Annotated in this window: 24 protein-coding genes; 6 read left to right on the forward strand and 18 right to left on the reverse strand. The window is 73.9% G+C overall.

The features are described from left to right. Window positions 1-27 precede the first annotated feature (27 nt). The 4 genes from AB0B83_RS08615 to pepN all read right to left on the reverse strand — a co-directional run bounded on the left by AB0B83_RS08615 (window position 28) and on the right by pepN (window position 4400). The gene (locus AB0B83_RS08615) at window positions 28-654 is read right to left on the reverse strand and encodes a histidine phosphatase family protein (RefSeq protein ID WP_357577630.1); all 627 of its coding nucleotides are present in this window, start codon (window positions 652-654) and stop codon (window positions 28-30) included. Continuing rightward, window positions 651-1061 carry a ribosome silencing factor gene (gene rsfS / locus AB0B83_RS08620; protein WP_132240430.1) on the reverse strand — a complete coding sequence of 137 codons (411 nt, stop codon included), beginning with the start codon at window positions 1059-1061 and terminating at the stop codon, window positions 651-653. Before rsfS ends, AB0B83_RS08615 begins: the two co-directional genes overlap by 4 nt. A 110-nt stretch (window positions 1062-1171) precedes the next feature. Beyond that, a complete protein-coding gene (nadD, locus tag AB0B83_RS08625) occupies window positions 1172-1768 on the reverse strand; it encodes a nicotinate-nucleotide adenylyltransferase (protein ID WP_357577631.1) in 597 nt (198 codons plus the stop codon). Window positions 1769-1883: 115 nt separating this feature from the next. Further along, complete coding sequence (pepN, locus tag AB0B83_RS08630) at window positions 1884-4400, reverse strand: aminopeptidase N (protein WP_357577632.1); 2517 nt, start codon at window positions 4398-4400, stop codon at window positions 1884-1886. 70 nt (window positions 4401-4470) lie between these two features. On the opposite strand from pepN, the gene AB0B83_RS08635 reads away from it, so the two are divergent. Beyond that, the gene (locus tag AB0B83_RS08635; RefSeq protein WP_088992395.1) at window positions 4471-4689 is read left to right on the forward strand and encodes a DUF397 domain-containing protein; all 219 of its coding nucleotides are present in this window, start codon (window positions 4471-4473) and stop codon (window positions 4687-4689) included. A gap of 257 nt (window positions 4690-4946) precedes the next feature. Here the strand turns inward: AB0B83_RS08635 and AB0B83_RS08640 are convergent, their stop codons facing one another. Both AB0B83_RS08640 and AB0B83_RS08645 read right to left on the reverse strand, forming a co-directional pair. After that, on the reverse strand, window positions 4947-6845 hold the full coding sequence (locus tag AB0B83_RS08640) for a hypothetical protein (RefSeq protein ID WP_357577633.1): 1899 nt from the start codon (window positions 6843-6845) through the stop codon (window positions 4947-4949). 420 nt (window positions 6846-7265) lie between these two features. Then, window positions 7266-7658, reverse strand: a complete 393-nt coding sequence (locus AB0B83_RS08645; RefSeq protein WP_311413774.1) for a hypothetical protein — start codon at window positions 7656-7658, stop codon at window positions 7266-7268. A 308-nt stretch (window positions 7659-7966) separates the two neighbouring features. On the opposite strand from AB0B83_RS08645, the gene AB0B83_RS08650 reads away from it, so the two are divergent. Next, on the forward strand, window positions 7967-9214 hold the full coding sequence (locus AB0B83_RS08650) for a cytochrome P450 (RefSeq protein ID WP_357577634.1): 1248 nt from the start codon (window positions 7967-7969) through the stop codon (window positions 9212-9214). Window positions 9215-9271: 57 nt separating this feature from the next. On the opposite strand, the gene AB0B83_RS08655 is transcribed toward AB0B83_RS08650, so the two are convergent. Beyond that, window positions 9272-10444 (reverse strand): zinc-dependent alcohol dehydrogenase, encoded by a 1173-nt coding sequence (locus AB0B83_RS08655; RefSeq protein WP_357577635.1) that lies wholly within the window; start codon window positions 10442-10444, stop codon window positions 9272-9274. Beyond that, complete coding sequence (locus AB0B83_RS08660) at window positions 10441-11076, reverse strand: SRPBCC family protein (RefSeq protein WP_357577636.1); 636 nt, start codon at window positions 11074-11076, stop codon at window positions 10441-10443. The genes AB0B83_RS08655 and AB0B83_RS08660 overlap by 4 nt, the downstream gene beginning before the upstream one ends. 144 nt (window positions 11077-11220) lie before the next feature. Here AB0B83_RS08660 and AB0B83_RS08665 point away from each other — a divergent pair, with 144 nt between their 5' ends. Together AB0B83_RS08665 and AB0B83_RS08670 are read left to right on the forward strand one after the other, a co-directional pair. Beyond that, entirely contained in the window at window positions 11221-11958 is a 738-nt protein-coding gene (locus AB0B83_RS08665) for a class I SAM-dependent methyltransferase (protein ID WP_357577637.1), read from the forward strand. Continuing rightward, on the forward strand, window positions 11955-13004 hold the full coding sequence (locus AB0B83_RS08670) for a glycosyltransferase (RefSeq protein WP_357577638.1): 1050 nt from the start codon (window positions 11955-11957) through the stop codon (window positions 13002-13004). Before AB0B83_RS08665 ends, AB0B83_RS08670 begins: the two co-directional genes overlap by 4 nt. Window positions 13005-13110: 106 nt before the next feature. Here the strand turns inward: AB0B83_RS08670 and AB0B83_RS08675 are convergent, their stop codons facing one another. Genes AB0B83_RS08675 through AB0B83_RS08685 form a run of 3 tightly spaced genes read right to left on the reverse strand, consistent with a single transcriptional unit; the run spans window position 13111 to window position 15054 of the window. After that, entirely contained in the window at window positions 13111-13794 is a 684-nt protein-coding gene (locus AB0B83_RS08675) for a DUF3618 domain-containing protein (protein WP_357577639.1), read from the reverse strand. Beyond that, window positions 13791-14243 (reverse strand): phage holin family protein, encoded by a 453-nt coding sequence (locus AB0B83_RS08680; protein WP_132240440.1) that lies wholly within the window; start codon window positions 14241-14243, stop codon window positions 13791-13793. The genes AB0B83_RS08675 and AB0B83_RS08680 overlap by 4 nt, the downstream gene beginning before the upstream one ends. A gap of 31 nt (window positions 14244-14274) precedes the next feature. Further along, window positions 14275-15054: a hypothetical protein gene (locus tag AB0B83_RS08685; RefSeq protein ID WP_357577640.1), complete on the reverse strand. Its 780-nt coding sequence runs from the start codon at window positions 15052-15054 to the stop codon at window positions 14275-14277. A gap of 261 nt (window positions 15055-15315) precedes the next feature. On the opposite strand from AB0B83_RS08685, the gene AB0B83_RS08690 reads away from it, so the two are divergent. Together AB0B83_RS08690 and AB0B83_RS08695 are read left to right on the forward strand one after the other, a co-directional pair. Then, window positions 15316-15795, forward strand: coding sequence for a DUF4383 domain-containing protein (locus AB0B83_RS08690; RefSeq protein ID WP_311413765.1), 480 nt, complete (start codon window positions 15316-15318; stop codon window positions 15793-15795). Between the two features lie 77 nt (window positions 15796-15872). Further along, on the forward strand, window positions 15873-16532 hold the full coding sequence (locus AB0B83_RS08695) for a DUF6766 family protein (RefSeq protein WP_357577641.1): 660 nt from the start codon (window positions 15873-15875) through the stop codon (window positions 16530-16532). Window positions 16533-16545: 13 nt separating this feature from the next. Here the strand turns inward: AB0B83_RS08695 and AB0B83_RS08700 are convergent, their stop codons facing one another. The 7 genes from AB0B83_RS08700 to AB0B83_RS08730 form a co-directional block, all read right to left on the reverse strand. Further along, window positions 16546-16995, reverse strand: a complete 450-nt coding sequence (locus AB0B83_RS08700) for a GNAT family N-acetyltransferase (protein ID WP_357577642.1) — start codon at window positions 16993-16995, stop codon at window positions 16546-16548. Between the two features lie 97 nt (window positions 16996-17092). Next, entirely contained in the window at window positions 17093-18661 is a 1569-nt protein-coding gene (gene obgE, locus AB0B83_RS08705; protein WP_357577643.1) for a GTPase ObgE, read from the reverse strand. A 91-nt stretch (window positions 18662-18752) separates the two neighbouring features. Continuing rightward, window positions 18753-19007, reverse strand: coding sequence for a 50S ribosomal protein L27 (gene rpmA / locus AB0B83_RS08710; protein WP_013288010.1), 255 nt, complete (start codon window positions 19005-19007; stop codon window positions 18753-18755). Window positions 19008-19018: 11 nt separating this feature from the next. Then, the gene (gene rplU, locus AB0B83_RS08715; RefSeq protein WP_088975625.1) at window positions 19019-19333 is read right to left on the reverse strand and encodes a 50S ribosomal protein L21; all 315 of its coding nucleotides are present in this window, start codon (window positions 19331-19333) and stop codon (window positions 19019-19021) included. A 189-nt stretch (window positions 19334-19522) separates the two neighbouring features. Beyond that, complete coding sequence (locus AB0B83_RS08720; RefSeq protein WP_357577644.1) at window positions 19523-20038, reverse strand: hypothetical protein; 516 nt, start codon at window positions 20036-20038, stop codon at window positions 19523-19525. Between the two features lie 117 nt (window positions 20039-20155). Then, window positions 20156-23278: an Rne/Rng family ribonuclease gene (locus AB0B83_RS08725; RefSeq protein ID WP_357577645.1), complete on the reverse strand. Its 3123-nt coding sequence runs from the start codon at window positions 23276-23278 to the stop codon at window positions 20156-20158. A 131-nt stretch (window positions 23279-23409) separates the two neighbouring features. Continuing rightward, complete coding sequence (locus AB0B83_RS08730) at window positions 23410-24144, reverse strand: TIGR03936 family radical SAM-associated protein (RefSeq protein ID WP_357577646.1); 735 nt, start codon at window positions 24142-24144, stop codon at window positions 23410-23412. Window positions 24145-24353 lie beyond the last annotated feature (209 nt).

Consider the following 24353-nt stretch of genomic DNA (forward strand, 5'->3'; position numbering starts at 1 on the left):
AGCCGATGTCGTCGGGGAACGCCCGGGTCAGACGGCCTCGGTGGCCGGGACGGTGATCAGGCCGACGTTGTGGGCGCGCAGGTGCCAGCCCCGGGTGGCGTCGTGGCGCAGCTCGGTCCAGTGGCAGTTCTGCAGCGCGCCGATGGTGCGCAGGACGGCGTGCTCCCAGCCGAGCAGGTGGCCGCAGCCCTGCCGGGCCGCGCCGCCGTGGGTGGCGACCACCACGGTGCCGCCGGGTACGGCGTCGGCGGCGTCGGACAGGGCCGCGCCCATCCGCTTGCCGAGGTCGTCCAGGGTCTCGATGCCGGCGCCCGGGTCCGGGTCGCCGGCCTGCCAGCGGGCGAACTCGGCGGGATGGCGCTCGGCGGCCTCGGTGAGGGCGAGCCCCTGCCAGGAACCGAAGTGGCGCTCCCGCAGCCGTGGGTCGGTGCGCACCGGCAGCCCGGTCAGCACGGACAGCGCGCCGGCGGTGTCCGCCGCGCGGCTCAGGTCGCTGGCCACGATGGCGTCGGGCCGCAGCCCGGCCAGCAGGGGCGCCGCGGTGCGGGCCTGCTCGCGGCCGAGGTCGTTGAGCGGTACGTCGGTCTGCCCCTGGACCCGGCTGGCGGCGTTCCAGTCGGTGTTGCCGTGCCGCCAGATGATCAGGCGGGTCATTCCGCGGTGGTGGAGCCGGTGCCGGACTCGGCGTCGACGAGGTCGCGGTCGACGAACGGGATCGTCGGGCAGTCCTTCCAGAGCCGGTCGAGGGCGTAGAACTCGCGCTCCTCGGTGTGCTGGACGTGCACCACGATGTCGACGTAGTCGAGCAGCACCCACCGGCCGCCCCGCTCGCCCTCGCGCCGGATCGGCTTGGCCTTCTCCGGCAGCTCCAGCAGCCGTTCCTCGATGGCATCGACGATGGCGAGCACCTGACGCTCGTTGGGAGCCGCGGCGAGCAGGAACGCGTCGGTGATGGCGAGCTGGTCGCCCACGTCGATGATGACGATGTCCTGCGCCTTCTTGTCGGCCGCGGCCTGGGCGGCGGCGATGGCCAACTCGTGGGCGCGTTCGGAAATTGTCACCGTTCTCCTTCGATCAACCGTGCGATCCTCCAAGCGTCTCACACCCGGTGGAATCCCGACTCGTCAGTTCTGGCGCGTTACCCGCCCGAACCGCCCCATAACGGGCCGAATCACTGCTGATAGAGGCGTCGCTTGGCGATGTACTGCACCACACCGTCCGGCACCAGATACCAGACCGGCTCCCCCCGGGCGACCCGGGCCCGGCAGTCCGTGGACGAGATGGCCATGGCCGGGACCTGCACCAGGCTCACCGTGTCGGCCGGCAGGTGCGCGGCGGTCAACTCGAAGCCCGGCCGGGTCACCCCGATGAAGTGGGCCAGCTCGAAGATCTCGTCCAGGTCCTTCCAGGAGAGGATCCGCTCCAGCGCGTCCGCCCCGGTGATGAAGAACAGCTGCACCTTCGGGCCGTACTCGGCGTGCAGGTCACGCAGGGTGTCGACGGTGTAGGTGGGCCCACCCCGGTCGATGTCCACCCGGCTGACCTGGAAGCGCGGGTTGGAGGCGGTGGCGATGACCGTCATCAGGTAGCGGTCCTCCGCCGGGCTGACCGGCTCGTCCGCCTTCTGCCACGGCTGGCCGGTGGGGACGAAGACCACCTCGTCCAGCCCGAACCGGTCCGCCACCTCGCTGGCCGCGACGAGGTGCCCGTGGTGGATCGGGTCGAAGGTGCCGCCCATGATCCCGACCCGCCGGATGTCTTCCTCCACCCCGCGATCCTAGGCCGGGCGGAACCGGCGGCCCCGGGGGGCCGCCGGACCGTCCCGTCCGGCGGCCCGGCCTCGGCGCCCCCACGGTGGCGGGCGGCGACCACCCCGTCGGCCGTCAGGCCGCCGCCGCGGCGACCGCCGTCCGGGCGACCAGGGCGCGGCGCAGGTCGTCGTCGGCGTCGGTCACCACGCGGCGCAGGCCGGGGGTGACGTCGTCGCGGGCCAGCAGCGCCGCGGCCGCCTCCCGGGTGGGCTGCGCCACGGCGTGCCGGGGGAAGGCCAGTCTCGCGACGTGGTCGGCCACCCAGGGCGTACGCGCCCGCGCGGCGGCCGGCATGTCGGCGAAGTACCGCTCGACGTAGCCGGCGGTCAGCTCGGTCTGCTCCGGCTGCCAGAACCCCTCCGCGGTCGCCTCGACGAGTCGGTTCGACAGGTCGGTGTTCGACACGACGATCTCCCACGCGGCCCGCTTGGCGGCCGGATCGGGCAGCGCCGCGCGGCAGCGGGCGGCCCGCTCGGCACCGGCGGCGCTCGGGTCGGCCGCAGCCTCGGCGGCGATCTCCGCCGCACCGGCCGCGCCGAGCACCACCAGCCGCAGCAGCAGCGCCCAGCGCAACTCGGCGTCGACCGCGAGCCCCGGCGGGACGTCCCGGCCGGCGAGCCAGCCGGCCAGCCGGTCGGCGTCGGTGCTGGCGGCGATCCAGCCCCGGGCCGCCGCGAGCTGGAGCGAGCCGCCCGCCGGGGCGCCGTCGAGCAGTTTCCGACAAGCGGCGGCGACCTGCGCCAGGGCGGCCTCGCGGGCGGGCGGGTCGAGGTAGCGGTCGACAAGTGAGCGGCTGAGCGTGAGCACGTCCTCGGCGATGATCACCTCGGTCTCGGCGGGGAGGGCGGCGGAGATCAGGGCCACCAGGCCGGCGACCGGACGCTCCCCGTCGGTGGCGGCGTCCAGCGCCTCGCCCCAGAGCAGCGCCCGGGCCAGCGGGTCGGCCAGGCCGGGCAGCACCAGCGGCACGGCGTCCGCCGACGCGGGGTCGAGCCGGATCTTGGCGAACGTCAGGTCGCCGTCGTTGGGCAGCAGCAGCCGGGCCGCCGGCTCGCCGGCCAGCCCGGTCAGCACCGTACGGCCGCCGTCGGCGTCCGGGTCGAGGTCGACCTCCGTCCGGACGACCGTCCCGTCGGCGGCGTACCGGCCGACGCCGATGCGGTGCGGGCGCAGCACCGGGTACGAGTCGGGGGCGCTCTGCCGGATCGCCACCCGGCTGTAGCGGCCGTCCGCGTCGACGCTGACCTCGACGCGCAGCGTGTCGACCTGCGCCGAACGCAGCCAGCGCTCCGCCCAGCCGGACAGGTCCCGCCCGGCGGCCGCGGCGAGGCTGCCGAGCAGGTCGGTCAGGGTGGCGTTGCCGAACCGGTGCTTCGCGAAGTGGGCGTTGAGGCCGGCGAGGAAGACGTCGTCGCCGAGCCAGGCGACCAGTTGCCGCAGCACGCTGGCGCCCTTGGCGTACGAGATGCCGTCGAAGTTGAGCAGGCCCTCGGCGGCGTCGGCGACCTCCTCGGGCGCCACGGGGTGGGTGGAGGGGCGCTGGTCGGCCGCGTAGCCCCAGGCCTTGCGCCGCAGGGCGAAGGTCGTCCAGGCCTGGTCGAAGCGGGTCGCCTCGGCGGTCACCCGGGTGCCGAGGTACTCCGCGAAGGACTCGTTCAGCCACAGGTCGTCCCACCAGCGCATGGTGACCAGGTCACCGAACCACATGTGCGCCATCTCGTGGGCGATGGTGGTGGCGCGCTGCTCCCGCTCGGTGTCGGTGACCGCGGAGCGGAAGACGTAGTCGTCGCGGAAGGTGACAAGCCCCGGGTTCTCCATCGCGCCGGCGTTGAACTCCGGCACGAACGCCTGGTCGTACTTGCCGAACGGGTAGCGCTCGGCGAAGAGCTGGTGGAACCGGTCGAGGCACTGCCCGGTGACCGTGAGGATCTCCTCGGCGTCGGCGTCCAGGTGCGCCGCCAGGGAGCGCCGGCAGTAGACGCCGAGCGGGATGCCGTCGTGCTCGCCGCGCCGGACGTGCCAGGGGCCGGCGATCAGCGAGACGAAGTACGTGGCCAGCGGCGCCGTCGGGGCGAACTCCCAGCGCCCGGGGCGCGGCGTGGCGGCGAGCTGGCCGTTGGCCGCGACGGTCCACTCCGGCGGGGCGGTGACCGACATGGTGACCGGGGCCTTCAGGTCGGGCTGGTCGAAGGCGGCGAAGATGCGCTGCGCGTTGTCCAGGAAGGACAGCGCGTAGAGGTAGGTCTCGCCGTCGGCGGGGTCGACGAAGCGGTGCATCCCCTCCCCGGTGTTCGAGTACGCCATCTCGGCGGCGACGGTGAGCGTGTTGGCCTCGGCCAGCCCGGTCAGGGGCAGCCGGTTGTCGGCCAGCGCGGCCGGGTCGACGTCGCGGTCGTTGAGTCGTACCGCCAGCAGTTTCGCGGGTTGGACCTCGACGAAGGTCTCCGCGCCGGGGGTCGCCCGGAAGCGGATGGTGACGTCGGAGCGGAATCGCTCGCCGTCGCCGGTCAGGTCGAGGTCCACCTGATAGGACTCGACGGTGATCGCCGCGCCACGCGCGGTCGCCTCTACACGGGTCAGGCTCGGCATCCGCTTATCCTGCCCGATGGGAAACCGTACGTGTTTCCCTCATGACCCCCTGGCACTGGAGGACTGAACGATGGCTTCGCACCCCAAGGGTGACTTCGACCTCTCCCGGGCGGTCTGGCAGCGGGCCGAGGGCGACACCTCCGAGAGCGCCGTCGAGGTCGCCTTCGTCGACGACCTGATCGGCATGCGCAACTCCGCCGAGCCGGACGGCCCGGTCCTGGTCTTCACCCAGGCCGAGTGGGACGCCTTCGTCGCCGGCGCCCAGGACGGCGAGTTCGACCTGGACTGAGGTCGGGCCGACCGCTGCCTGCCCGAGCGTGCGGGCCGGACCGACCGCGCCCGGCCCGCACGGTCGGCCGTCAGGTGGCGGCGCAGGTCAGCGGCGGAACGGGTTGGTGCCGCTCCACGAGCCGGGGAAGCCGACGACCGTCGATGGGCCGGCTGTTCCCTGACCGCCGGTACGGGGCCGGGCGCTCCGCGTACCCGGCCCCGTACCGGCGGTCGGTCAAATGGCGGGGCGGGGCCAGCGGCCGCTGGCGGGCCCGCTCACTGGCTCGGTCGCCGGGGCCGCACCCGCTTGGCCACCGCCGACCAGAGCCGGCCACCGAGCCGGGTCCGTTTGACCCAGCGCAGTCGGGCGACCGCGCCGCCGGCCGGCTGACGTTGCTGCGGGGGCGCGGTGATCCGGGCGTACGCGGCGCCGGTGGCGGGCCGGGTGGTGTCGGGTTCGAGCTGCTCGGAGGCGAGCGCCAGCCAGGTGAACTGTTGCAGCGTCCGCTGGTCGGGTCGGCCGCCCCGGGCGGCGGTGCGCAGCGCCTTCTCCACGGCGGGCCGTCGGACGAGACCGGTCAGCGGGCCGTGGGCGGTGTCCAGCAGTTCGGCCATGGCCTGGAGGCCGTCGCCCTCCCACACCCGGGTGGCGGTGGACGGGCCGGTGGAGACGCTGACGAACGGGACCTGTGCCCACTCGGGCACCAGGCGGGCGATCAGCCCGGTGTGCATCAGCCGCTCGCGCTTCTGCCCGGGAGTCAACGCGAAGGTGGCGGCGACGAAGCCGGGCGAGAGGAACGGGGTGACCATCCCGATCGCGTAGGCGGAGGTGTACCAGCGGCGGACCCGCTCCACCAGGTAGATGTAGTCGACCAGGCGCAGGTCGTGCAGGCCGAGCCCGCTGCCGTGGTCGAGCAGGCCGCGGATCCTCTCCTGCTCCGCGGTGACCACGGCCGCGTCGGCCACGCCCGCCGGCACGGCGTTCAGCAGCCGGGCGATGGCGGTCTCCTGCGGGGACGGCCCGCCGTCGTCGTCCGTCGGGGGATACCAGTATTCGGTGGCGAGCTCCCCGGCGGCACCGGTGAAGGTCGCCGGGCCGGCCTGGTCGACCAGACGCCCGGGGCCGGCGGGGCGCACCAGGTAGCTGGAGGGGAACTGGTGGTCGGTCAGCCGTTGCAGTCGCCGGGCCCGCTCGTGCAGGCCGGTCCCGAGCACGTTGGCCCGCGCCCCGGCGAGCCGGAGCGTGTGCTCGGGGTGCAGCCCCCGCTTGTCGCGCAGGATCCGCACCAGTTCGCGGGCGACCTCGCCCTCGGCGCGGGTGTCCTCGTTGGTCAGGAACCTGGGGGTCCGGCCGGCCGCGATCAGTGACGCGGCGATGAGCCGGGAGTCCTTCCCGCCGGACAACCCGAGGGTGATGTCCTCGTCGTAGAGGCCGTGGATGCTGGCGGCGGTGGTCGTGATGGCGTCGGCGGCACGGTCCAGCAGCTCGGTCACCGGTCGGCCCTGCGCCGCCAGCCCGTCCCGCACCACGTCGTCGGTCGCGTACTTCGTGGTGGTGGTGAGCTGCCATCCGCCGCCGTCGCGCCGGCGGCCGGTCACCCGCTCGCCGGGACGGAGCAGTCGGGCGCCCCGCACCGGGGAGCTGTCGCCGCCGAAGTGCCCGCAGAGGGTGTATGACGCCCAGCCGTCCAGGTCGGGCCGCAGGTCTCCGTGCAGGAACGCGGCCAGCAGGCTGGGCCGGGTGCAGAAGGCCGTCAGGCCGGCCGACCCGCCCGTGAAGACCCGGCACATGCCGATCCAGTCCTGTTGCAGGGCGAAGTTCCCGGCCGCGTCGAGGGCCAGCAGGCCGAATGGTGGCACCACCTCGCGGTGCACCTCCTCGCCCGCCAGCAGGCGCCCGGCCAGCGCCGCCGGGCCGCCCGTCACGTCGACACCCACGGGCAGTCCGAGCGACACGGCGGTGACCGGCCCGACGGTGTCGACGGCCGGCCATCGGTAGGCGCCCTGGTCGCTGCGGTGCAGGATGGTCACGCCCCAGTCGTCGGCGCCGAATTCGTGTCGTACGAAACTGTCGGGCACCACGTCGGCGACGGCCGTTTCAAAGCGATGTCTCGCGGCGCGCCGGGCGCTCTCCGACAGATTGTCGTCGGCGAACCAGGCCAGCATCACGTGCATGTGCGATTCCCCCGAACTCGCAGGAGCGGTCGTTTTCCGCCTGGTGGGAAGTCAACCTCCCGAACACCTGGCGCGGTTGCCTCGGTGAACAAACGAGGTACTTCCGGCATTGGTGATCGGGGCTGACCTTTCGGCGTCGCAGGCGGCGCGAATTCGTCCACTAAATAGCCACAAAACGGGCGGCCGGTGGCGAGGTTGCTCCGGCACGGGTTCTGAGATCAATTCCTCAGCAGGGCTGTCGCCGCTTTGGAATGGACTGCTCGCGGGATTCCCGGCACGGCCATTTCTCGATGACGGCAAATGCGATCGCCCGCTCCCGGATTCGCGTCCGCGACGGATATCCGACAGCCGCGCGCACGAGGTCGACCTTTCCCATCGCCCGCACGCGCGACTGCCGCATCGGTGATCTCGAATGGCGGGCTAGTCGCCGTCGCCCCAGCCGAGCCCGCCCGGTCCCGGAGCGTGATGGAAGCCGGGGTGGCCGGCGACGTCGGCGCAGCGCTCGCCGTCCGGGCCGGACGCGCCGCAGAACAACCGTTCGGCCTGCTGCCACGCCTCGGCCGGCGACAGCGCCGACGCGCCCAGGGCCACCTCGGGTCGCAGCAGACTCAGCGCCTCCGCGTACCCGACGGCCAACTCCCGGGCCGACGCCAGGTCGGCGGCGGTGAACCCGAGGTGCACCGTGAAGAACCGGCCCGGCCGGGCCGAGCGGCGGGGCGGCGCGATCAACGACGCACCCGCGACCTCCCCCGCCGCGCCGAGCGCCTCCCGCGCCTGCCGTTGCCGCCAGTACGCCGGCCTGTTGTCACGCATGTGTCCTCCCCGTGGCGATCGTGGGCGGCCTCGTCCTGCGGTGGACCGCCCGCGTTCCGTCCCGGCCACCGCCGGGGTCGTGCCGGCGGCGGACCGGCGCGGACCGCTCCCCGAGGAAACCAGCTCGCCGCGTCCCTGGGAGGGGCCAGCAGACGCGTCGTCCGCTGGCCCCTCCCCGGCACCACCCGCCGCCCGCCCCACGCCGCGGCCGACCCGGCGGCGGGGTTCAGGCACGCCGGCCCGGGTAGACGCAGAGGTACGGACAGGACCCGGCCGGCAACGGCCGCCACCTTCGGTCAGGAGGCCCGATGGCGACCATCCCGACGGAGCGCAGCCCGGACAGCTCGGTGGCGTTCCTGCGCGACGGCTACCGCTTCGTCGGCCGACGCTGTGACCGCCACGGCACCGACATCTTCCAGGCCCGGCTGCTGCTGGAGCCCACCATCTGCCTGCGCGGCCGGGCGGCGGCGGAGCTCTTCTACGACACCGAGCGCTTCGTCCGGGCGGGCGCCATGCCGAAGCGGGCGCAGCGCACCCTCACCGGCCGTGGCGGTGTGCAGGGCCTCGACGGGGCGGACCACGCCGACCGCAAGGCCATGTTCATGTCGATCATGACGCCGGCCGCGGTCCGGCAGCTCGCGCAGCTCTTCGACGACGAGTGGCGGGCCCGCGTCCCGTCCTGGGAGTCGGGCGGGCCGGTGGTGCTCTACGACGAGGTCGGCCGGATGCTGACCCGCGCGGTCTGCGCCTGGGCCGGCGTGCCGCTCGCGAACTCCGAGGTGGACCGGCGTACCGCCGAACTGCACGCGATGATCGAGGGGCCGGCGGCGCTCGGCCCCCAGCACTGGCGTGGCCTGTGGGGCCGCCGCCGGGGCGAACGCTGGATCGGCCGGTTCGTCGACCGGCAGCGCGCCGGCACGCTCCCCGCCCCCGACGGCAGCGCGCTGCGGGTGGTCGCCGAGCACCGCGACGCCCACGGGCGGCTGCTCCCCCGCCGGATCGCGGCCGTCGAGCTGCTCAACGTGCTGCGGCCCACGGTCGCCGTCGACCGCTTCATCGTCTTCGCCGCGCTGGCCCTGCACGACCACCCGGCCTGGCGGGAACGGGTCCGGGAGAGCGACGAGGCCGCCGAGACCTTCGTGCAGGAGGTACGCCGCTACTACCCCTTCTTCCCCGTGGCCGCCGCCCGGGTCCGGCGCTCGTTCGACTGGCAGGGCTACCACTTCCCGCGCGGCCGGCGGGTGCTGCTCGACCTGTACGGCACCAACCACCACCCGGCGCTCTGGCCGGAACCGGAGCGGTTCCGGCCGGAGCGCTTCACCGGTTGGCGGGGCGACCCGTTCGCCCTCGTGCCGCAGGGCGGCGGCGAGCACCTGACCGGTCACCGCTGCCCCGGGGAGTGGATCACCATCGAGCTGATGAAGCGGGCGGTGACGAACCTGACCACGACGATGCGGTACGACGTGCCACCGCAGGACCTGGCGTTGAGCCTGCACCGGATGCCGGCGCTGCCGCCGAGCGGGTTCCTGGTCACCAACGTCCGCCGCACGGCCTGAACACGACACCGCCCCGGGGACCTCGACGGCCCCGGGGCGGTGCGGTCGCGATCACGCTCAGGCCGGGTGCAGGACGCTGCGCAGGCAGCCGTCCTCCTTCTTCTCGAACATCTCGTAGCCTCGCGCGCCCTGCTCCAGCGGCATCGGGTGGGTGGCCAGGTAACCGGGATCGATCTCGCCGGCCGCGATCCGGTCCAGCAGCATCGGGATGTAGCGCTGGGCGTGCATCTGCCCCATCCGCAGCACCAGCGCCTTGTTCATCGCCGCGCCGAGCGGGAACTTGTCCACCAGGCCGGCGTAGACGCCGACGATGCTCACCGTGCCGCCCTTGCGGCAGGCCATGATCGCCTGCCGGACCGACGTGGGGCGGTCGGTCTGCAGCCGGGCCGTCTGCTTCGCCCTGTCGTACGCGTACACCGGCCCGACGTCGTGCGACTCCATGCCGACGGCCTCGATGCACGCGTCCGGCCCCCGGCCGGCGGTCATCTCCCGCAGCGCCTCCAGCACGTCGGTCTCGGCGTAGTTCACCGTCTCCACGCCGAGCCGGTCGGCGGCGGTGGCGAGCCGCTCCGGCAGCCGGTCGATCACGATCACCCGCTCGGCGCCGAGGAGCTGGGCGGACCGGGCCGCCATCTGGCCGACCCCGCCGGCGCCCCAGACCGCGACCACCTCGCCGCCCTTCAGTGCGCAGAAGTCGGCGGCCATCCAGCCGGTGGGCATCGCGTCGGAGGCGAACACCACCGAGTCGTCGGGCACCCCGTCGGGCACCGTGAACGCCCCGATGTCGCCGAAGGGCACGCGGACGTACTCGGCGTGGCTGCCGGAGTAGCCCCCGGCGGCGTGCGAGTAGCCGAGGATGCCGGCCGGCGAGTGGCCCCAGAGCTTCTCGGTGAAGACCGGCTGCGGGTTGGAGTTGTCGCAGAGCGAGTACTGCTCGGTGCGGCAGTACCAGCAGCCGCCGCAGGCCACCACCGAACCGACCACGACGCGGTCGCCGACGCGCAGCCGCCGTACGCCGGGGCCGGTCTCCACGACCTCGCCCATGAACTCGTGGCCGAGGACGTCGCCCTCCCGCATCGCCGGCAGGAATCCGTTGATCAGGTGCAGGTCGGAGCCGCACACGCTGCTGGCGCCGACCTTGACGATGATGTCGCCCTCGGCGCGGATCCGCGGCTCCGGCACGTCGCGCACGGCCAGCTTGCCGACGCCCTCCCAACAGAGCGCCCTCATGCCCGCCCTCCCGTCCTCAGCCTCTCCCGCACCTTGTCGGTCGCCTTCTCCTGGGCCGGGCCGCGCCCGGACGGGTCCCGCCGGGTGTCGACGACCTGGCCGCACTCGACAAGCGCCTTCACCCGGCGCAGCGCGTCCCGCAGGGCCTGGTCCGGGTCGTCGCCGCCGAGAAGTCCGAACGCCCGGCGCAGCGGCCCGGAGCGCCACCGCAGCTCGGCGCGGACCTCCGTGCCCCGGTCCTGGGGCGCCGGCGTCAGGTGGACCGTGCCCTCCTGCTCCGGCCCGTCGGTGACCCGCCAGCGCAGCCGCCCGGGTCTCTCGACGGTGATCTCGGCCCGCCACTCGGTGGCCCCGCCGGCCGGGTCCCGCGCCACGCAGCGCCACCGGTCGTCGTCGAGCCGCTCCAGGGTCGCCCACCCGGCCAGCGCCCGGTCCATCCGCTCCCGGTCCGTCCAGAAGCCGATCACCGCCGCCGCCGGCCGGTCGATCGTCACCCCGCGCCGCACCACGTACCAGCCGTCGCGGCGCTCGGGCTGGTGCCGGCGTCGTCGACGGGCCACCGCCCTGCCGACGCCGACCACGGTCACGGTGGTGGCGCCGAGCAGCGCCCACCTCGTTCCGTTGCTGGTCATCTCGTCTCCTCCACCCGGGTGCCCGGGGATCGACCACCCGCACGAGTTGCGCTACCCGGGACCGCCCGACCGAAACGACGCGCCGGTTTGCCCGGTCGATAACCGGGCACCTGCTGCGGGCACCCACCGCCACCGGGAGGCACCGTGTCCTTCGACGCCAGCGAGTACGGTCGGCACGCCGCGGACGTCTACGACGAGACGTACGCGCACCTGACACCCGACGCGGCGGTGGAGCGCCTCGCCGCGCTCGCCGACGGCGGCCCGGTGTGCGAGTTCGGCATCGGCACCGGTCGGCTCGCCCTGCCGCTGGCCGCCCGGGGACTGACCGTCGCCGGTGTCGAGGGCTCCCCGGAGATGGCCGCCGGGCTGCGCGCCAAGCCCGGCGGGGACGCGGTCGAGGTGGCCGTCGGCGACTTCGCCGAGACCCGGGTGCCCGGTGAGTTCGCCCTGGTGGTGCTCGCGTTCAACACGATCTTCGCGCTGCCGGACCAGGCCGCCCAGGTGGCCTGTTTCCGCAACGCCGCCGCCCACCTGCGTCCCGGCGGACGGTTCGTCGTCGAGGCGTGGGTGCCCGACCCGGGCGCCTTCCGGGCCGGCGGCGCGCTGCGGCCGGTGCGGGTGGCGGAGGACGTGGTGCTGCTGGAGGCGGCCCTGCTGCACCCCGCCGAGCAGCGGATGACCACCACGAAGGTCCGGATCGGCAACGGCGGGGTGCACCTGCTGCCCGCCAACCACCGCTACGCCTGGCCGGCGGAGCTGGACCTGATGGCCGAGCTGGCCGGGCTGCGCCGCGAGCACCGGTGGGAGGACTGGTCCGGCCGGCCGTTCAGCGACCACAGCCGCGAGCACGTCTCCGTCTACCGCCGCCCGGGGCAGGCGTGAGCGCCCCGGCCCGACCGGCCGGTGCCGCTCCCGGCGGCGACGGCCACGGCACCGGCGCGCCGACGGCCGGGGGCGCCGACGGGCGCCGGCTTCCCCTGGCGTACGTGCTGCCGCTGCGCTGGACCGACGACGCCGACCTGGCCGAACTGACCGCCTACCTGCGCTGGCTGAACGCCCGGGTGGACGTGACCGTGGTCGACGGGTCGCCGCCGGAGGTGTTCGCCCGGCACGCGGAGGCCTGGCGCGGCCTGGTCCGGCACCTGCGGCCGGATCCCGCCCTGCGCGGCGTCAACGGCAAGGTGACCGGGGTGCTCACCGGCGTCGGCGCGGCCCGGCACGAGCACGTGGTGATCGCCGACGACGACGTCCGGTACGACGAGGCGGGGCTGCTCGCCGTGCACCGGCTGCTCGACCGGGTGGACCTGGTCCGGCCGCAGAACTACTTCGACCCGTTGCCCTGGCACGCGTGGTGGGACACCGGGCGCACCCTGCTCAACCGGGCGCTCGGCGCCGACTACCCCGGCACCCTGGCGGTACGCCGGAGCACCTTCCTCACCATGGGCGGGTACGACCCGGACGTGCTCTTCGAGAACCTGGAGCTGATCCGCACCGTACGCGCGTACGGGGGGACCGAGGCGGCACCCGCCTGGCTGCACGTACGCCGGCTGCCGCCGGACACCGCCCACTTCCTGGGCCAACGGGTCCGCCAGGCGTACGACGACCTGGCCCAGCCGGCCCGCCTGGTCACCTCGCTCGCGGTCCTGCCGGCGCTGGCGGCGGCGGTCGCGACCCGGCGGCCGAGGCTGCTGCTCGGGGCGGCCGTGACCACGGTGGCGCTCGCCGAGGCGGGCCGGCGCCGGGGCGGGGGCGCCGCGGTCTTCCCGCCGGCCACCGCCCTGGCGGCCCCGCTCTGGTTGCTGGAGCGCGGCGTGTGCGGCTGGCTCGCCGTCGGCCGGCGTGTGCTCCTCGGCGGGGTCCGCTACGCGGGGGGCCGGGTGCGTCGCGCCGCCCACTTCGAACGCACCCTCCGCCGCCACCTGCGCTGACTCTGCGCACCGTCAGCCGCCCGGGACGCACACGACAGCTCGCGGCCACTCCCCGGACGGTGCTCCGGGAGTGGCCGCGAGCTGCGGCGTACGGTGATCGGGCTGGTCAGTACCGCACCTGTTCGCGGGACTGCTGCGCGTGGTCCTTCACGTCGTGCGCGGCCGAGCGGGTGTCGTCCTTGACGGCGTGCACCGCGTCCTGGGCGGTGGAGCGGACCGACTGGGTGGCGTGCTGCGCCGGCTCGCGCAGCTCCTCCTTCAGCTCGCTGGCGACCTCGCCGAGCTTCTCCTTCACCACCCCGGCGTGCTCGCCGGCCTTCTCCTTGACCTGCGACGCCACCTGCTGCTCGCGGCGGGTCGCCGGGATCAGCGAGGAGGCGAGCCAGCCGACGCCGAAGGCGATCAGGCCGGCGGCCAGCGGGTTGCCCTCGGACTTCTGCCGGATCACGTGCGGCGCCCGCTGCGCGGCGTCGCTGACCGTCGAGGCCGCCGAGTGCGCCTTGTCGCTGACCGTCGAGGCGGCCGAGTGGGCCTTGTCGCTCACGGTGGACGCCGCCGAGGAGGCGTGGTCGCCCACTGCGTGGGCGCCGTGCTTGGTGCTGTGACCCAGGTCGGAAGCGGTTCCCATCACCTTGTCCCTCACATTCTGCAGTGCGTTGCGGGCCCGCTGCTTGCGGTCGTCGACGATGCGGGCGGGGCTGACCTTGTACGCCAGCGCGTCCACGTCGGAACTCAGGTTGTTCCGGGTGGCTTCAATCTCCCGGCGGATCTGGTCCGGGTCGGTGCTCATCGGGTGACCTCCTGCGGGTGGGGCTTGAGCGCGTCGGGGATCCGCTGCACGCTGTCGTTGGTCTGCTTGAGGCCGCGGATGTGCTCGGCGCTCTTCTTGGCCTTGGTGTAGAGGACCGCGGCGATCGCGCCCCAGATGACGGCCACGATCAGCGCCGCCCAGCCGGCGTCCATCACGTTGGACAGCCCGGCCCAGAGGGCCAGCGACAGGAAGAGGGCCACCATGTAGCCGCCGAAGCCGGCGCCGCCGAAGAAGCCGGCGGTCTTGCCCGCCTTCTTGCCCTCCTGGCGGATCTCGGCCTTGGCCAGCTCGACCTCCTGCCGCATCAGGGTCGACAGGTCGCTGGTGACCTGGCGCATCAGCTCACCGATCGAGCTGCCCCTGACCTCGTCCGCGTCGTGGGGGTGGTAGCCGGAGTCCAGCCCCGCCCCCTGCGTCGGCATGCTCATGCCGCCGCCTCCCTTCGGGTGATTCGTGGGCTCACGGACGGGTGGTTCCGGTCGACGGCACGCCCGGCAGCGGGTCGGTCTGGCTCACCGGCGGCAGCGGCTGGCCGACGCCACCGGCGGGGTCGGCGTAGCTGGTGGTGGTCTGCGGGTCGGCGTACGCGCCCGGGGTCGGGTCGAGGTAGCCGCCCGGCGGTACGGCGTCCGGCACCGCACGCGGGGCCGGCGGGGTCGGGATGACCGCGGTCCGCTCCGGGTCGTAGCCGGCGCCCGAGCCGTACGCGGGGTAGCCGTTGCCACCCTGGCCGTCGCCGCCGGCCGAGATGTTCTTGGTCAGCCGGCCGGCGAGCACACCCAGCACGGCGGCGCCGACCAGGAAGGTCCCCGGGTTGCGACGCGCGTAGTCGCGCACCTCGGCGATGAGGTCGCCGGGCTCGCGCTGCTCCAGCCAGCCGGCCACCCCGTGCACCCGGTCGGCGGCCTGGCGGGCGATCTCGCTCACCGGGCCGGCCTGGCCGCCCTGCTCGGCCATCGAGCGCATCTCGTCGGCCAGCGAACGGAGCCCGCCGGCGGCGCGCCGCTGCTGGTCGCCGGCCTGGCTGGCGAGCTGGCTGCGGGCCTCGCCGTAGAGGTTGCGCGCCTGGAGCTTCGCCTCGCCGACGACCTCCCGGCCCTGCTCCTTGGCCGTCTCGGCGACGGCGCCGCCGGCGTGCTTGGCCTCCGAGCCGACCTGACGGGCCTGCTCGCGGACGCCGCTGCCGTTGCTCGAATCCTGGCCGTACGTGGAAGTCGTGGGTGACAGATCGTAGGTCATGATTTCCCTTCCGCTCGGAAAGTCTTCGCGGGTGTGTGCTGGGGGGGATGCGCCGGCCGGTTCCTGCCGTCGCATCTCTTGACCTACCCTGCGTTGCCGGTTCCATACCTCCTTCGTGACTTTCCCTGCGGGCCGCCGCCGGACCGCTACAAAATGGAGGATCGCCGGATCGCGTATCGACCCCGCCACGCACGGTGGCGGACACTCCCCCGCTGCCGGCGCCGCGGGCAGGGCGTTCCGCGGATCCACGGAGGTGAATCGATGGCACGACACGCACGCGGCGGCCCGGCGGGCCCGAAGCCGAAGGTGCAGCTCGCCGCCGTGGCCGCGGCCGGGGTCTTCGCCCTGATCGGAGTGCTCGGGTTCATCCCCGGCATCACCATCAACTACGCCGACATGACGTTCGCCGGCCACCACTCCGAGGCCCGGCTGCTCGGCCTGTTCCAGGTGTCGATCCTGCACAACGCGCTGCACCTGGGCTTCGGACTGGCCGGCCTGTTGCTGGCCCGCAGCGTCGCCGGGGCCCGGGTCTTCCTCGCCGGCGGCGGCGCCCTCTACCTCGGCCTGTGGCTGTACGGCTTCGCGATCGACCGGGAGAGCGCGGCGAACTTCATCCCGGTCAACGACGCCGACAACTGGCTGCACCTGGTCCTCGGCTTCGGCATGCTCGCCTTCGGGCTGCTGCTCTCCAACCAGGTTGGCACGGGCACCCGGGCCGACGACCCCTTCGACCGTCCCTGACCCGCGCCGCGTGGCGGCGTTTGCCCGCCGCGCCCTTCGGGCACGGAGGTCGGAGGTCCGTCGACGAGGAGGTCGTCATGCCGAGGTGGTTGCGTGACAACGCGCTGACCGTGGCGATGTTCGGCGCCTTCCTCGTCTTCCTGGTCCTGCAGAGCGTGTTCGGCTGGCAGACGTACAACCAGGAGCTGGCCGAGTTCGGGGCCGCGCCGACCAGCTGGCCGGCGTACCTCGGCACCGGGCACTTCATGGAGTCGGTCTTCGAGAACTGGGAGTCGGAGTTCCTCCAGATGGGCGGCTACGTCCTGCTCACCGCCTACCTGGTGCAGCGCGGGTCGGCGGAGTCGAAGCCGGTGGGGCAGACCGACCGGCCCGAGGACGACGAGCGGCGGGCCACCCCGGACTCCCCCTGGCCCGTACGCGCCGGCGGGCTGCCCCTGGTGGTCTACCGCAACAGCCTCTCCATCGCGCTGCTGCTGATCTTCGCCGGCTCGTTCGTCGGCCACCTGCTCGGCGGGACCGCCGACTACAACCAGCAGCAGGCGCTGCAGAGCGGGGCGCCGCCGATCGGCGCGTGGGAGTTCCTCGGCACGAGCGACTTCTGGTTCCAGTCGATGCAGAACTGGCAGAGCGAGTTCCTCGCCGTCGGCACGCTGATCGTGCTGAGCATCTTCCTGCGTCAGCACGCGTCGCCGGAGTCGAAGCCGGTCACCGCCGTACACGCGCACACCGGCGACTGACCGCCCGCCCCGGTCAGGCCGGCACGCGCAGCCGCTTGGCGAAGCACACGCTGTACGGGTTGCCGACGTACTCGCCGTAGACCGGGATCGGCTCGTACCCGCTGGAGGTGTAGAGCCCGATCGCGGCCGGCAGGTACGTGCCGGTCTCCAGGCGCAGAACCGCGTACCCCTGCTGGAAGGCCAGTTCCTCCAGCGCGGTCAGCAGCTGCCGGGCGATGCCCCGCCCCCGGTAGGCCGGGCGGACGTACATCCGCTTCACCTCGCCGGTGCCCGCGTCGAGCGCCTGGATCCCGCCGCAGGCGACCGCCCGCCCGTCGGCGACCACCACCAGGTAGCGGATGTCGTCGTGGGTGACGGTCGCCTGACCGTCCAGCCCACCGTCGGCCGCCCGCAGCTCGCGCTGCTGGGCGGCGACCAGGGCGTCGATCTCCGCATCGGTGGCGGGGCGGGACTCGATCAGCATCAGGCCACGCTAGGCGGCGGCGATTTCGGGCAGGTTTCCGGCAGTCGACCCGCGCACGGAGCGCGACGAGCCATTCGGCGTCGCCCGCCGGGGCGGGCTATTCGGCGTCGCCCGCCGCCGCGATGCGGGACGGGGCGGGTCCCTGGGACGGACCGGGCCCGTCGAACGGCTCGGCCTCCCGGACCGGCCCGGCGGCGCCGAAGCCGTCCGCCGGGTCGACGTCGTCGGAGACGTCGGCGTCGGTGCCCTCGACGTCGTCCTCCGGGCGCTGCCGGCGGGCCTTGCGGGCCGCCAGCCGCTCCGCGGCGGACGCCCGGGTGGACTTCTCCTCCAGCCGGACGTCGGTGCCCCGGTTGCCGGGGATGAAGTCGGCCCCGGCGTAGAGGGTCGGCTGCCAGTCGAACTCCCGCTCGCCGATCCGGACCAGGTCGCCCGGTTCCGCGCCGGCCTTGCCCAGCTTCTCCTCGACACCCAGGCGGGCCAGCCGGTCGGCCAGGTAGCCCACGGCCTCGTCGTTGTCGAAGTTCGTCTGCCGCACCCATCGCTCGGGACGGACGCCGTGCACGACCCAGGCGCCGTCCGGCGCGGCCTCGATGGTGAAGCCGGCGTCGTCGACCGCCTGGGGCCGGATCACGATCCGGGTCGCCTCGGCCGGCGGCGCGGCCTTGCGCCCCTGCTCCACCAGGTCCGCCATGGCGTACATGAGCTCCTTGAGCCCCTCCCGGGTCGCCGCGGAGACCTCGAACACCCGGAAACCGCGCTCCTCCAGGTCGGGGCGGACGATCTCGGCCAGGTCCCGGCCGTCGGGCACGTCGACCTTGTTGAGCGCCACCAGCCGGGGACGGTCGGCCAGGCCGCCGTACTCGGTCAGCTCGGCCTCGATGGTGTCGATGTCGGCGACCGGGTCCCGGCCGGGCTCCAGGGTGGCGGTGTCGATGACGTGCACCAGCACCGCGCAGCGCTCGATGTGCCGCAGGAACTCCAGGCCGAGGCCCTTGCCGGTGGCCGCCCCGGGGATCAGGCCGGGCACGTCGGCGACGGTGAAGGTGTGGTTGTCCAGCCGGACCACGCCCAGGTTGGGCACGAGGGTGGTGAACGGGTAGTCGGCGATCTTCGGCTTGGCGGCGGAGATCACCGAGATCAGCGACGACTTGCCGGCCGACGGGAAGCCCACCAGCCCCACGTCGGCGACGCTCTTGAGCTCCAGCACCACGTCGAGCTGCTCGCCGGGCTCGCCCAGCTCGGCGAAGCCGGGAGCCTTGCGCCGGGCGTTGGCCAGCGACGCGTTGCCCCGGCCGCCGCGCCCGCCCCGGGCCACCTCGAAGGTCGTGCCGGTGCCGACCATGTCGGCCAGGACGGTGCCGTCGGGGGTCTGCACCACGGTGCCGTTCGGCACCTTGAGCACGAGGTTGCGGCCGTTCGCGCCGTCCCGGTTCGACCCGGCGCCACCCTTGCCGTTCTCGGCCTTCACGTGCGGGCGGAAGTGGAAGTCCAGCAGCGTCGTCACCTGCGGGTCGACCACCAGGGACACGCTGCCGCCGTGCCCGCCGTTGCCGCCGTCGGGGCCGCCGAACGGCTTGAACTTCTCCCGGTGGATCGAGACACAACCGTGCCCACCATCGCCGGCCTGCAGGTGCAGGACGACCCGGTCAACGAACGTCGCCACGGGCGTCAATCCTTCCAGCGAGGTTCACGCCCCGCACGAAAAAAGCGAAGCGGGCCGGGACACGAGGTCCGCGGCCCGCAACGCCTTCGAACTACTGCTGCGGCACGATGCTGACGGTCTTGCGACCGCGCTTGGTGCCGAACTGGACCGAACCGGCGGCCAGCGCGAAGAGCGTGTCGTCCCCGCCGCGGCCGACCAGGTCACCGGGGTGGAACTTGGTGCCACGCTGACGGATGAGGATCTCACCCGCGCTGACGACCTGACCACCGAAGCGCTTCACGCCGAGCCGCTGCGCCGCGGAGTCACGGCCGTTGCGCGAGCTGGACGCACCCTTTTTGTGAGCCATCTGAGGACGACCTACTTCCCGCTGGAGATGCCGGTCACCTTGACCTGGGTCAACGGCTGGCGGTGACCCTGGCGCTTGTGGTAGCCGGTCTTGTTCTTGAACTTGTGGATCCGGATCTTCGGGCCCTTGGTGTGCGCGGCGATCTCGCCGGACACCGCGACCTTGGCAAGCTTCGCCGCGTCGGTCACCAGGTCGTCACCGTCGACGAGGAGCACCGCGGTGAGCTTCACCGCGTCGCCGGGGGCACCGACGAGCTTCTCGACCTCGATCACGTCGCCCTCGGCGACCTTGTACTGCTTGCCGCCGGTCTTGACGATCGCGTACATCGGAGGCGGACTCCCTGTCGTTGAGGCTGCTAGCGTCTTTTCCCACCGTTGCCGGTCGGTCGTTCCCGCGGCGGCTCGCCGGGTAGCAGAGGCACGGCGGCGCGGGCACGCGAGAACTCGGTACACCAAAGTGCACCGCAGGCCAGCGTACGCCATCGGAGGGCCGACGCCCAAACCGGGCCCCGCCGGTCAGCGGGCGCAGAGCTGGTCGAGGCGCTGCCGGAGCCGGTCGAGCCCGGTCTCGTCGATCGAGTCGACGTCGGTGCCCAGCGTGCCGACCTCCGCAGCCATGTCCGCGAGGAGGGTCTTGAGCTGCGCGTCCTCGGCCCGGGTCGACTCGCGCCGCAGCGTGCTGCGCCAGTCGGTAAGCGCGGTGGAGATCCGGCCCCGGGCGGTCCGGGCCGCCGCGGCGTCGTCCGCCCCGACCGCCGCGACCATCTTGCCGAGTTCCTCGACGTACGTCCGTACGGCCGTCTCGCCGGCCCGCTGTGCCGCGGCACACACCTCGGGCGCGTTGCCGCCGGCCGCCCCGCTGCCGGCCCCCGGCCCGGTGCCCGGCGCCCCGCCACCGACGGATCCGCCCGGCGTGACGCCACCGCTCGGTGCGCCGCCGGTTGGGTCGGCCCGCTCCGGGCGCTCGGCCGCGCACCCGGCGCCGGAGAGCAGGACGGCGGTGAGCGCGGTGACGGCGAGCAGACGGCGCATCGTTCTTCTCCTGACCGCAGGCGGCCGATCGTGGCCGGGGATCGACCATACGACAGGGCCCCTCCCGCCGGACATCACCGGGAAGGGGCCCTGTCACACGTCGGGTCGGTCAGCCGGTCACGGCCGGGTACGCCGCCGCGCGCCGCTGCGGCGGGACCGGCGCCGACCGGAGCCCCCCTCCGACTCGTCGCCGTCGGCGTCGGAGAGCGCGTCCGGGTCGTCCGGGGCGGCCAGCCGCGCCGACTCGCCCGTCTGGCTGTCGGCGACCTCCCCGGCGGCGGCGGTGTCCGCCTCGTAGCGGGACAGGTCGTAGCCCATGGTGTCGTGGTACTCGGCGTCCGGAGCGGCGTCGGCGTCGGTCTCGGTGACCTCGGCCACGGTGCGCTCGGCCGGCGCGCTCTTGCGCGCCCGCCGGCGGGAGGTACCGGCGCCCTGCTCCGGTGCGGCCGGGGTGGCCACGGCCGAGGCGACCGCCTTGACCTTCTCCCCCGCACCGCCACCGCCGGAACGCGGCTTCTCCGGCACCGGCTCGGTGTGCATGATCAGGCCCCGGCCCTTGCAGCACTCGCAGGTCTCGCTGAACGCCTCCAGCAGGCCCGCGCCGATCCGCTTGCGGGTCATCTGCACCAGCCCGAGCGAGGTGATCTCGGTGACCTGGTGCTTGGTGCGGTCCCGGCCCAGGCACTCGGTCAGCCGGCGCAGCACCAGCTCGCGGTTGGACTCCAGCACCATGTCGATGAAGTCGATCACCACGATGCCGCCGAGGTCGCGCAGCCGGAGCTGGCGGACGATCTCCTCCGCCGCCTCCAGGTTGTTCCGGGTCACCGTCTCCTCCAGGTTGCCCCCGGAGCCGGTGTACTTGCCGGTGTTGACGTCGATGACCGTCATCGCCTCGGTCCGGTCGATCACCAGCGACCCGCCCGAGGGGAGGAAGACCTTGCGGTCCAGCCCCTTGATGATCTGCTCGTCGATCCGGTACTCGGCGAAGACGTCGGCCGCGCCGACGTGCCGGCGCAGCCGGGCGACCAGGTCCGGCGAGACGTGCGACAGGTACGACTCGACGATGTCGTACGACTGCTCGCCCTCGATCACCAGCTCGCGGAAGTCCTCGTTGAACAGGTCCCGGACGACCCGGATGACCAGGTCCGGCTCCTCGTAGAGCAGCACCGGGGCGCCGCCCTCGGCCGCCTTGGCCTGGATGTCCTCCCACTGCGCCTGGAGCCGCTTGACGTCGCGCGCCAGCTCGTCCTCGCTGGCGCCCTCGGCAGCCGTCCGGACGATCACGCCCGCGCCGTCCGGCACCAGCTTCTTCAGCACGTCCCGCAGCCGCTTGCGCTCGGTGTCGGGCAGCTTGCGGCTGATGCCGGACGCATTGCCGTGGGGCACGTAGACCAGGTGCCGGCCGGAGAGCGCGATGTGGCTGGTCAGCCGGGCGCCCTTGTGGCCGATCGGGTCCTTGGTGACCTGCACCAGCACCGAGTCGCCGGAGCGCAGCGCCTGCTCGATGGAGCGGGCCCGCCCCTCCAGGCCGGTGGTGTCCCAGTTGACCTCGCCGGCGTAGAGGACGGCGTTGCGGCCGCGCCCGATGTCGACGAACGCCGCCTCCATGCTGGGCAGGACGTTCTGCACCTTGCCGAGGTAGACGTTGCCGGCCATGGTGCCGGAGGAGTTGCGGGTGACGTAGTGCTCGACGAGCACCCCGTCCTCCAGGACGGCGATCTGGGTCCGGTCGCCGCGCTGGCGTACCGCCATCACCCGGTCGACGGCCTCCCGGCGGGCCAGGAACTCCGACTCGCTGAGGATCGGCGGCCGGGTCCGGCGCTGCTCGCGGCCGTCGCGGCGGCGCTGACGCTTGGCCTCCAGTCGGGTGGAGCCGGAGACGCCCTGCACCTCGTCGACGGTCTTGCGCGGCTCGCGGATCTTGACGACGGTCGGCACGCCGTCGTCGGCGCCCGCCTCGACGTCACCGGCGCCCCGGCGGCGGCGACGACGACGGCGACGGGTCAGCCCGTCACCGCCCTCACCCTCCTCGTCCTCGTCACCCTCGGACTCCTCCGCCTCGGCCTGCGCGGCCTCCTCGGACTCCTCGTCCTCGGCGTCCTCCGCGCCGCCCTTGCCCCGGCCACGGCCGCGACGGCCACGGCGGCGCCGGCGGCGGGCCGCGGCGCTCTCGTCCTCGTCCTCGTCTTCGTCCTCGGCGGCTTCCTCGGCCTCCTCGGTCGGCTCCTCGGGCTCGACGACCTCGACCGCCTCGACGTCGCGGCGGCCACGCCGGCGGCGGCGCGCCGGCTCGGCCGGTTCCTCGGCGGCGGGCTCCTCCGGCTCCGGTTCCGGAGCGGGAGCCACGACCCGGGCGACCGGGACGTCCTCCGGCTGCGGAGCCATGAACAGCACGGTGGGCGCGGAGAGCGCGGCCCGCCGGCGGCGGGTGCGCGGCTCGGGCTCGACGACCGGCTCCGGCTCGACGACCGGCTCGACGGCCTCGGTCGGCTCCTCCTCGGCGGGCGGGGTGACCGCCACGCCGGGCGGGACCTCGCCGGAACGGCTCTCCGCGCCGCTGACCGCGGCGGGCGGGGCGGCGGCGCCGAACCCGGTGCCGGCCTCCGGCTCGATGCCGGCGGCGGCCGGCGGCTGCTCCGTGGGCGCGGTACCGGCCCCGAGGGCGTCGGTCGGGGTCTCCGCGGCCGGCTCGGCCGCGGCGGGGGCGGCCTTCTTCCGGCGGGTACGCGTCGCCTTGGCCGGCGGCGCGGCCGGCTCGGCGGGTGCCTGGTCCGCCGCGGGCGGTGCCTCCGCGGCGGGCGGCGCGGCGACCTCGGGGGCCTGCCCGGCGGCCTCGGCGGGCGGCGCGCTGGTGTCCTCGGCGGCCTTCGCGGTGGTGGCCTTGCGGCGGCGGCGCGTCGCCTTCGGGGCGGCGTCGAGATCACCGGAGACGGGGGCGAACACCTCGGCCTGGAGCGCCTCGCCGCTGCCCGGCACGGGCGCCGTCGACGCCTCGACCGGCACCTCGGTCTGCTCCGGCTGGTTGAGCGGCGTGGCCCGTCGCCGGGTCGTACGCCGTCGGACCGGCGCGGCCGGGGCCTGCTCGGCCCCGCCGGTGCCGGCGTCGGCGGTGCCGGCGGCGTTCTCCGCCCCGGCGGCGTTCTCCGCCCCGGCGGCGTTCTCGACGGTGCTGCTGTCAGCGGTCTCGTCGGCCGGCTGTGAACCGGTCCGTTCGCCGCCCTCGGGCTCGTTCTCGAGCATGGACGTTCTCCAGTTCTGGCTGCCCCGGGCGCGGGTGAGCGCTGCCACGCAGGGTCGCCGCAAAAGTGTTTCCGCCGGGCGCGCACGGTGCGCGACCGCCGAAGTCTGCCTACCTGAACGTCGACCGACGGTCAGCGTTCACCGATGGTTGCCCCGTCGCGGTCCGCTTCCAACGGATCCGCGATCGCATCCTGCGCGGTCAGCGTGCCCTGTGCCAGCCGGATCACCCTCGGTGAGACCGGCGGCTCCAGGTCGGCCACCACGCGGAGGCCGGAAAGGACGTCATCGGGCCGCACGGAGGGGGTGACCTGCCGCACGACCAGTTCGAGTATCGCACACGGTACGGCCGGCGCCCCGGAAGGCGTCTCCGGCGACGCGATCACATCGATGCGTATCACCGCTGCCCGGGCGTCGAAGGTGCGCCGGCCCTGCTTGGTCATCCGCCCGACCAGCACTTCCTCGGCGGCCGTGAAGGCGGAAACCGCCCGTTGCAGGACGGCCGGGTCGACCTCGGGCAACTCGATGCGCCAGTGCGACGCCTCGATCCGGTCGGCAAGACTCCCGCCGGCGGCCACGACGGCGTCTAGCACGTCGAGACCGGGCGAGAGGGCGGCGTCCAGCGCGGCGCGCAACTGCGCCGGGTCGACCTGCTCGCGGAGGCCGATCTCCAGGTATTCCGCCTCGCTCGCCACGCCCGTCGGGGCCGCGCTGGCGTACGAGATCTTGGGGTGCGGGGTGAAGCCCTGGGAGAAGGCGATCGGCACGCCCGCCCGGCGCAGCGCCCGCTCGAACGCCCGGGCGAAGTCCCGGTGCGACGTGAAGCGCAGCGGGCCGCGCTTGGCGTACCGGATCCGGACCCGCTGCACGACGGGTGCCTGGCCGCCCTCTGGCTGTGGTTTCCTACTGATCGTCGTGCTCCTCGTGTCGGAACCGGTTGATCGTGACGGCACTGCTCGCGACTCGCGTGCCGCTGACGATAACCACATGATCAACCCGCACGAGGGCGGCACCCACGAGGAGGGCTTCCGGGCCGCGCTGACCAGCGTCGTCAACCGCTACGGCACCGACAAGAAGC

It is taken from the genome of Micromonospora sp. NPDC049060, assembly GCF_040649055.1.
GTDB lineage: Bacteria > Actinomycetota > Actinomycetes > Mycobacteriales > Micromonosporaceae > Micromonospora > Micromonospora reichwaldensis.

Excerpts from the sequence above, each read along its gene's own strand:
- AB0B83_RS08615 (WP_357577630.1), bottom strand. The coding sequence starts at position 654 with ATGACCCGCCTGATCATCTGGCGGCACGGCAACACCGACTGGAACGCC.
- pepN (WP_357577632.1), bottom strand. The coding sequence starts at position 4,400 with ATGCCGAGCCTGACCCGTGTAGAGGCGACCGCGCGTGGCGCGGCGATC.
- AB0B83_RS08635 (WP_088992395.1), top strand. The coding sequence starts at position 4,471 with ATGGCTTCGCACCCCAAGGGTGACTTCGACCTCTCCCGGGCGGTCTGG.
- AB0B83_RS08640 (WP_357577633.1), bottom strand. The coding sequence starts at position 6,845 with ATGCACGTGATGCTGGCCTGGTTCGCCGACGACAATCTGTCGGAGAGC.
- AB0B83_RS08645 (WP_311413774.1), bottom strand. The coding sequence starts at position 7,658 with ATGCGTGACAACAGGCCGGCGTACTGGCGGCAACGGCAGGCGCGGGAG.
- AB0B83_RS08650 (WP_357577634.1), top strand. The coding sequence starts at position 7,967 with ATGGCGACCATCCCGACGGAGCGCAGCCCGGACAGCTCGGTGGCGTTC.
- AB0B83_RS08655 (WP_357577635.1), bottom strand. The coding sequence starts at position 10,444 with ATGAGGGCGCTCTGTTGGGAGGGCGTCGGCAAGCTGGCCGTGCGCGAC.
- AB0B83_RS08660 (WP_357577636.1), bottom strand. The coding sequence starts at position 11,076 with ATGACCAGCAACGGAACGAGGTGGGCGCTGCTCGGCGCCACCACCGTG.
- AB0B83_RS08675 (WP_357577639.1), bottom strand. The coding sequence starts at position 13,794 with ATGAGCACCGACCCGGACCAGATCCGCCGGGAGATTGAAGCCACCCGG.
- AB0B83_RS08680 (WP_132240440.1), bottom strand. The coding sequence starts at position 14,243 with ATGAGCATGCCGACGCAGGGGGCGGGGCTGGACTCCGGCTACCACCCC.
- AB0B83_RS08685 (WP_357577640.1), bottom strand. The coding sequence starts at position 15,054 with ATGACCTACGATCTGTCACCCACGACTTCCACGTACGGCCAGGATTCG.
- AB0B83_RS08690 (WP_311413765.1), top strand. The coding sequence starts at position 15,316 with ATGGCACGACACGCACGCGGCGGCCCGGCGGGCCCGAAGCCGAAGGTG.
- AB0B83_RS08695 (WP_357577641.1), top strand. The coding sequence starts at position 15,873 with ATGCCGAGGTGGTTGCGTGACAACGCGCTGACCGTGGCGATGTTCGGC.
- AB0B83_RS08700 (WP_357577642.1), bottom strand. The coding sequence starts at position 16,995 with ATGCTGATCGAGTCCCGCCCCGCCACCGATGCGGAGATCGACGCCCTG.
- rpmA (WP_013288010.1), bottom strand. The coding sequence starts at position 19,007 with ATGGCTCACAAAAAGGGTGCGTCCAGCTCGCGCAACGGCCGTGACTCC.
- rplU (WP_088975625.1), bottom strand. The coding sequence starts at position 19,333 with ATGTACGCGATCGTCAAGACCGGCGGCAAGCAGTACAAGGTCGCCGAG.
- AB0B83_RS08720 (WP_357577644.1), bottom strand. The coding sequence starts at position 20,038 with ATGCGCCGTCTGCTCGCCGTCACCGCGCTCACCGCCGTCCTGCTCTCC.
- AB0B83_RS08725 (WP_357577645.1), bottom strand. The coding sequence starts at position 23,278 with ATGCTCGAGAACGAGCCCGAGGGCGGCGAACGGACCGGTTCACAGCCG.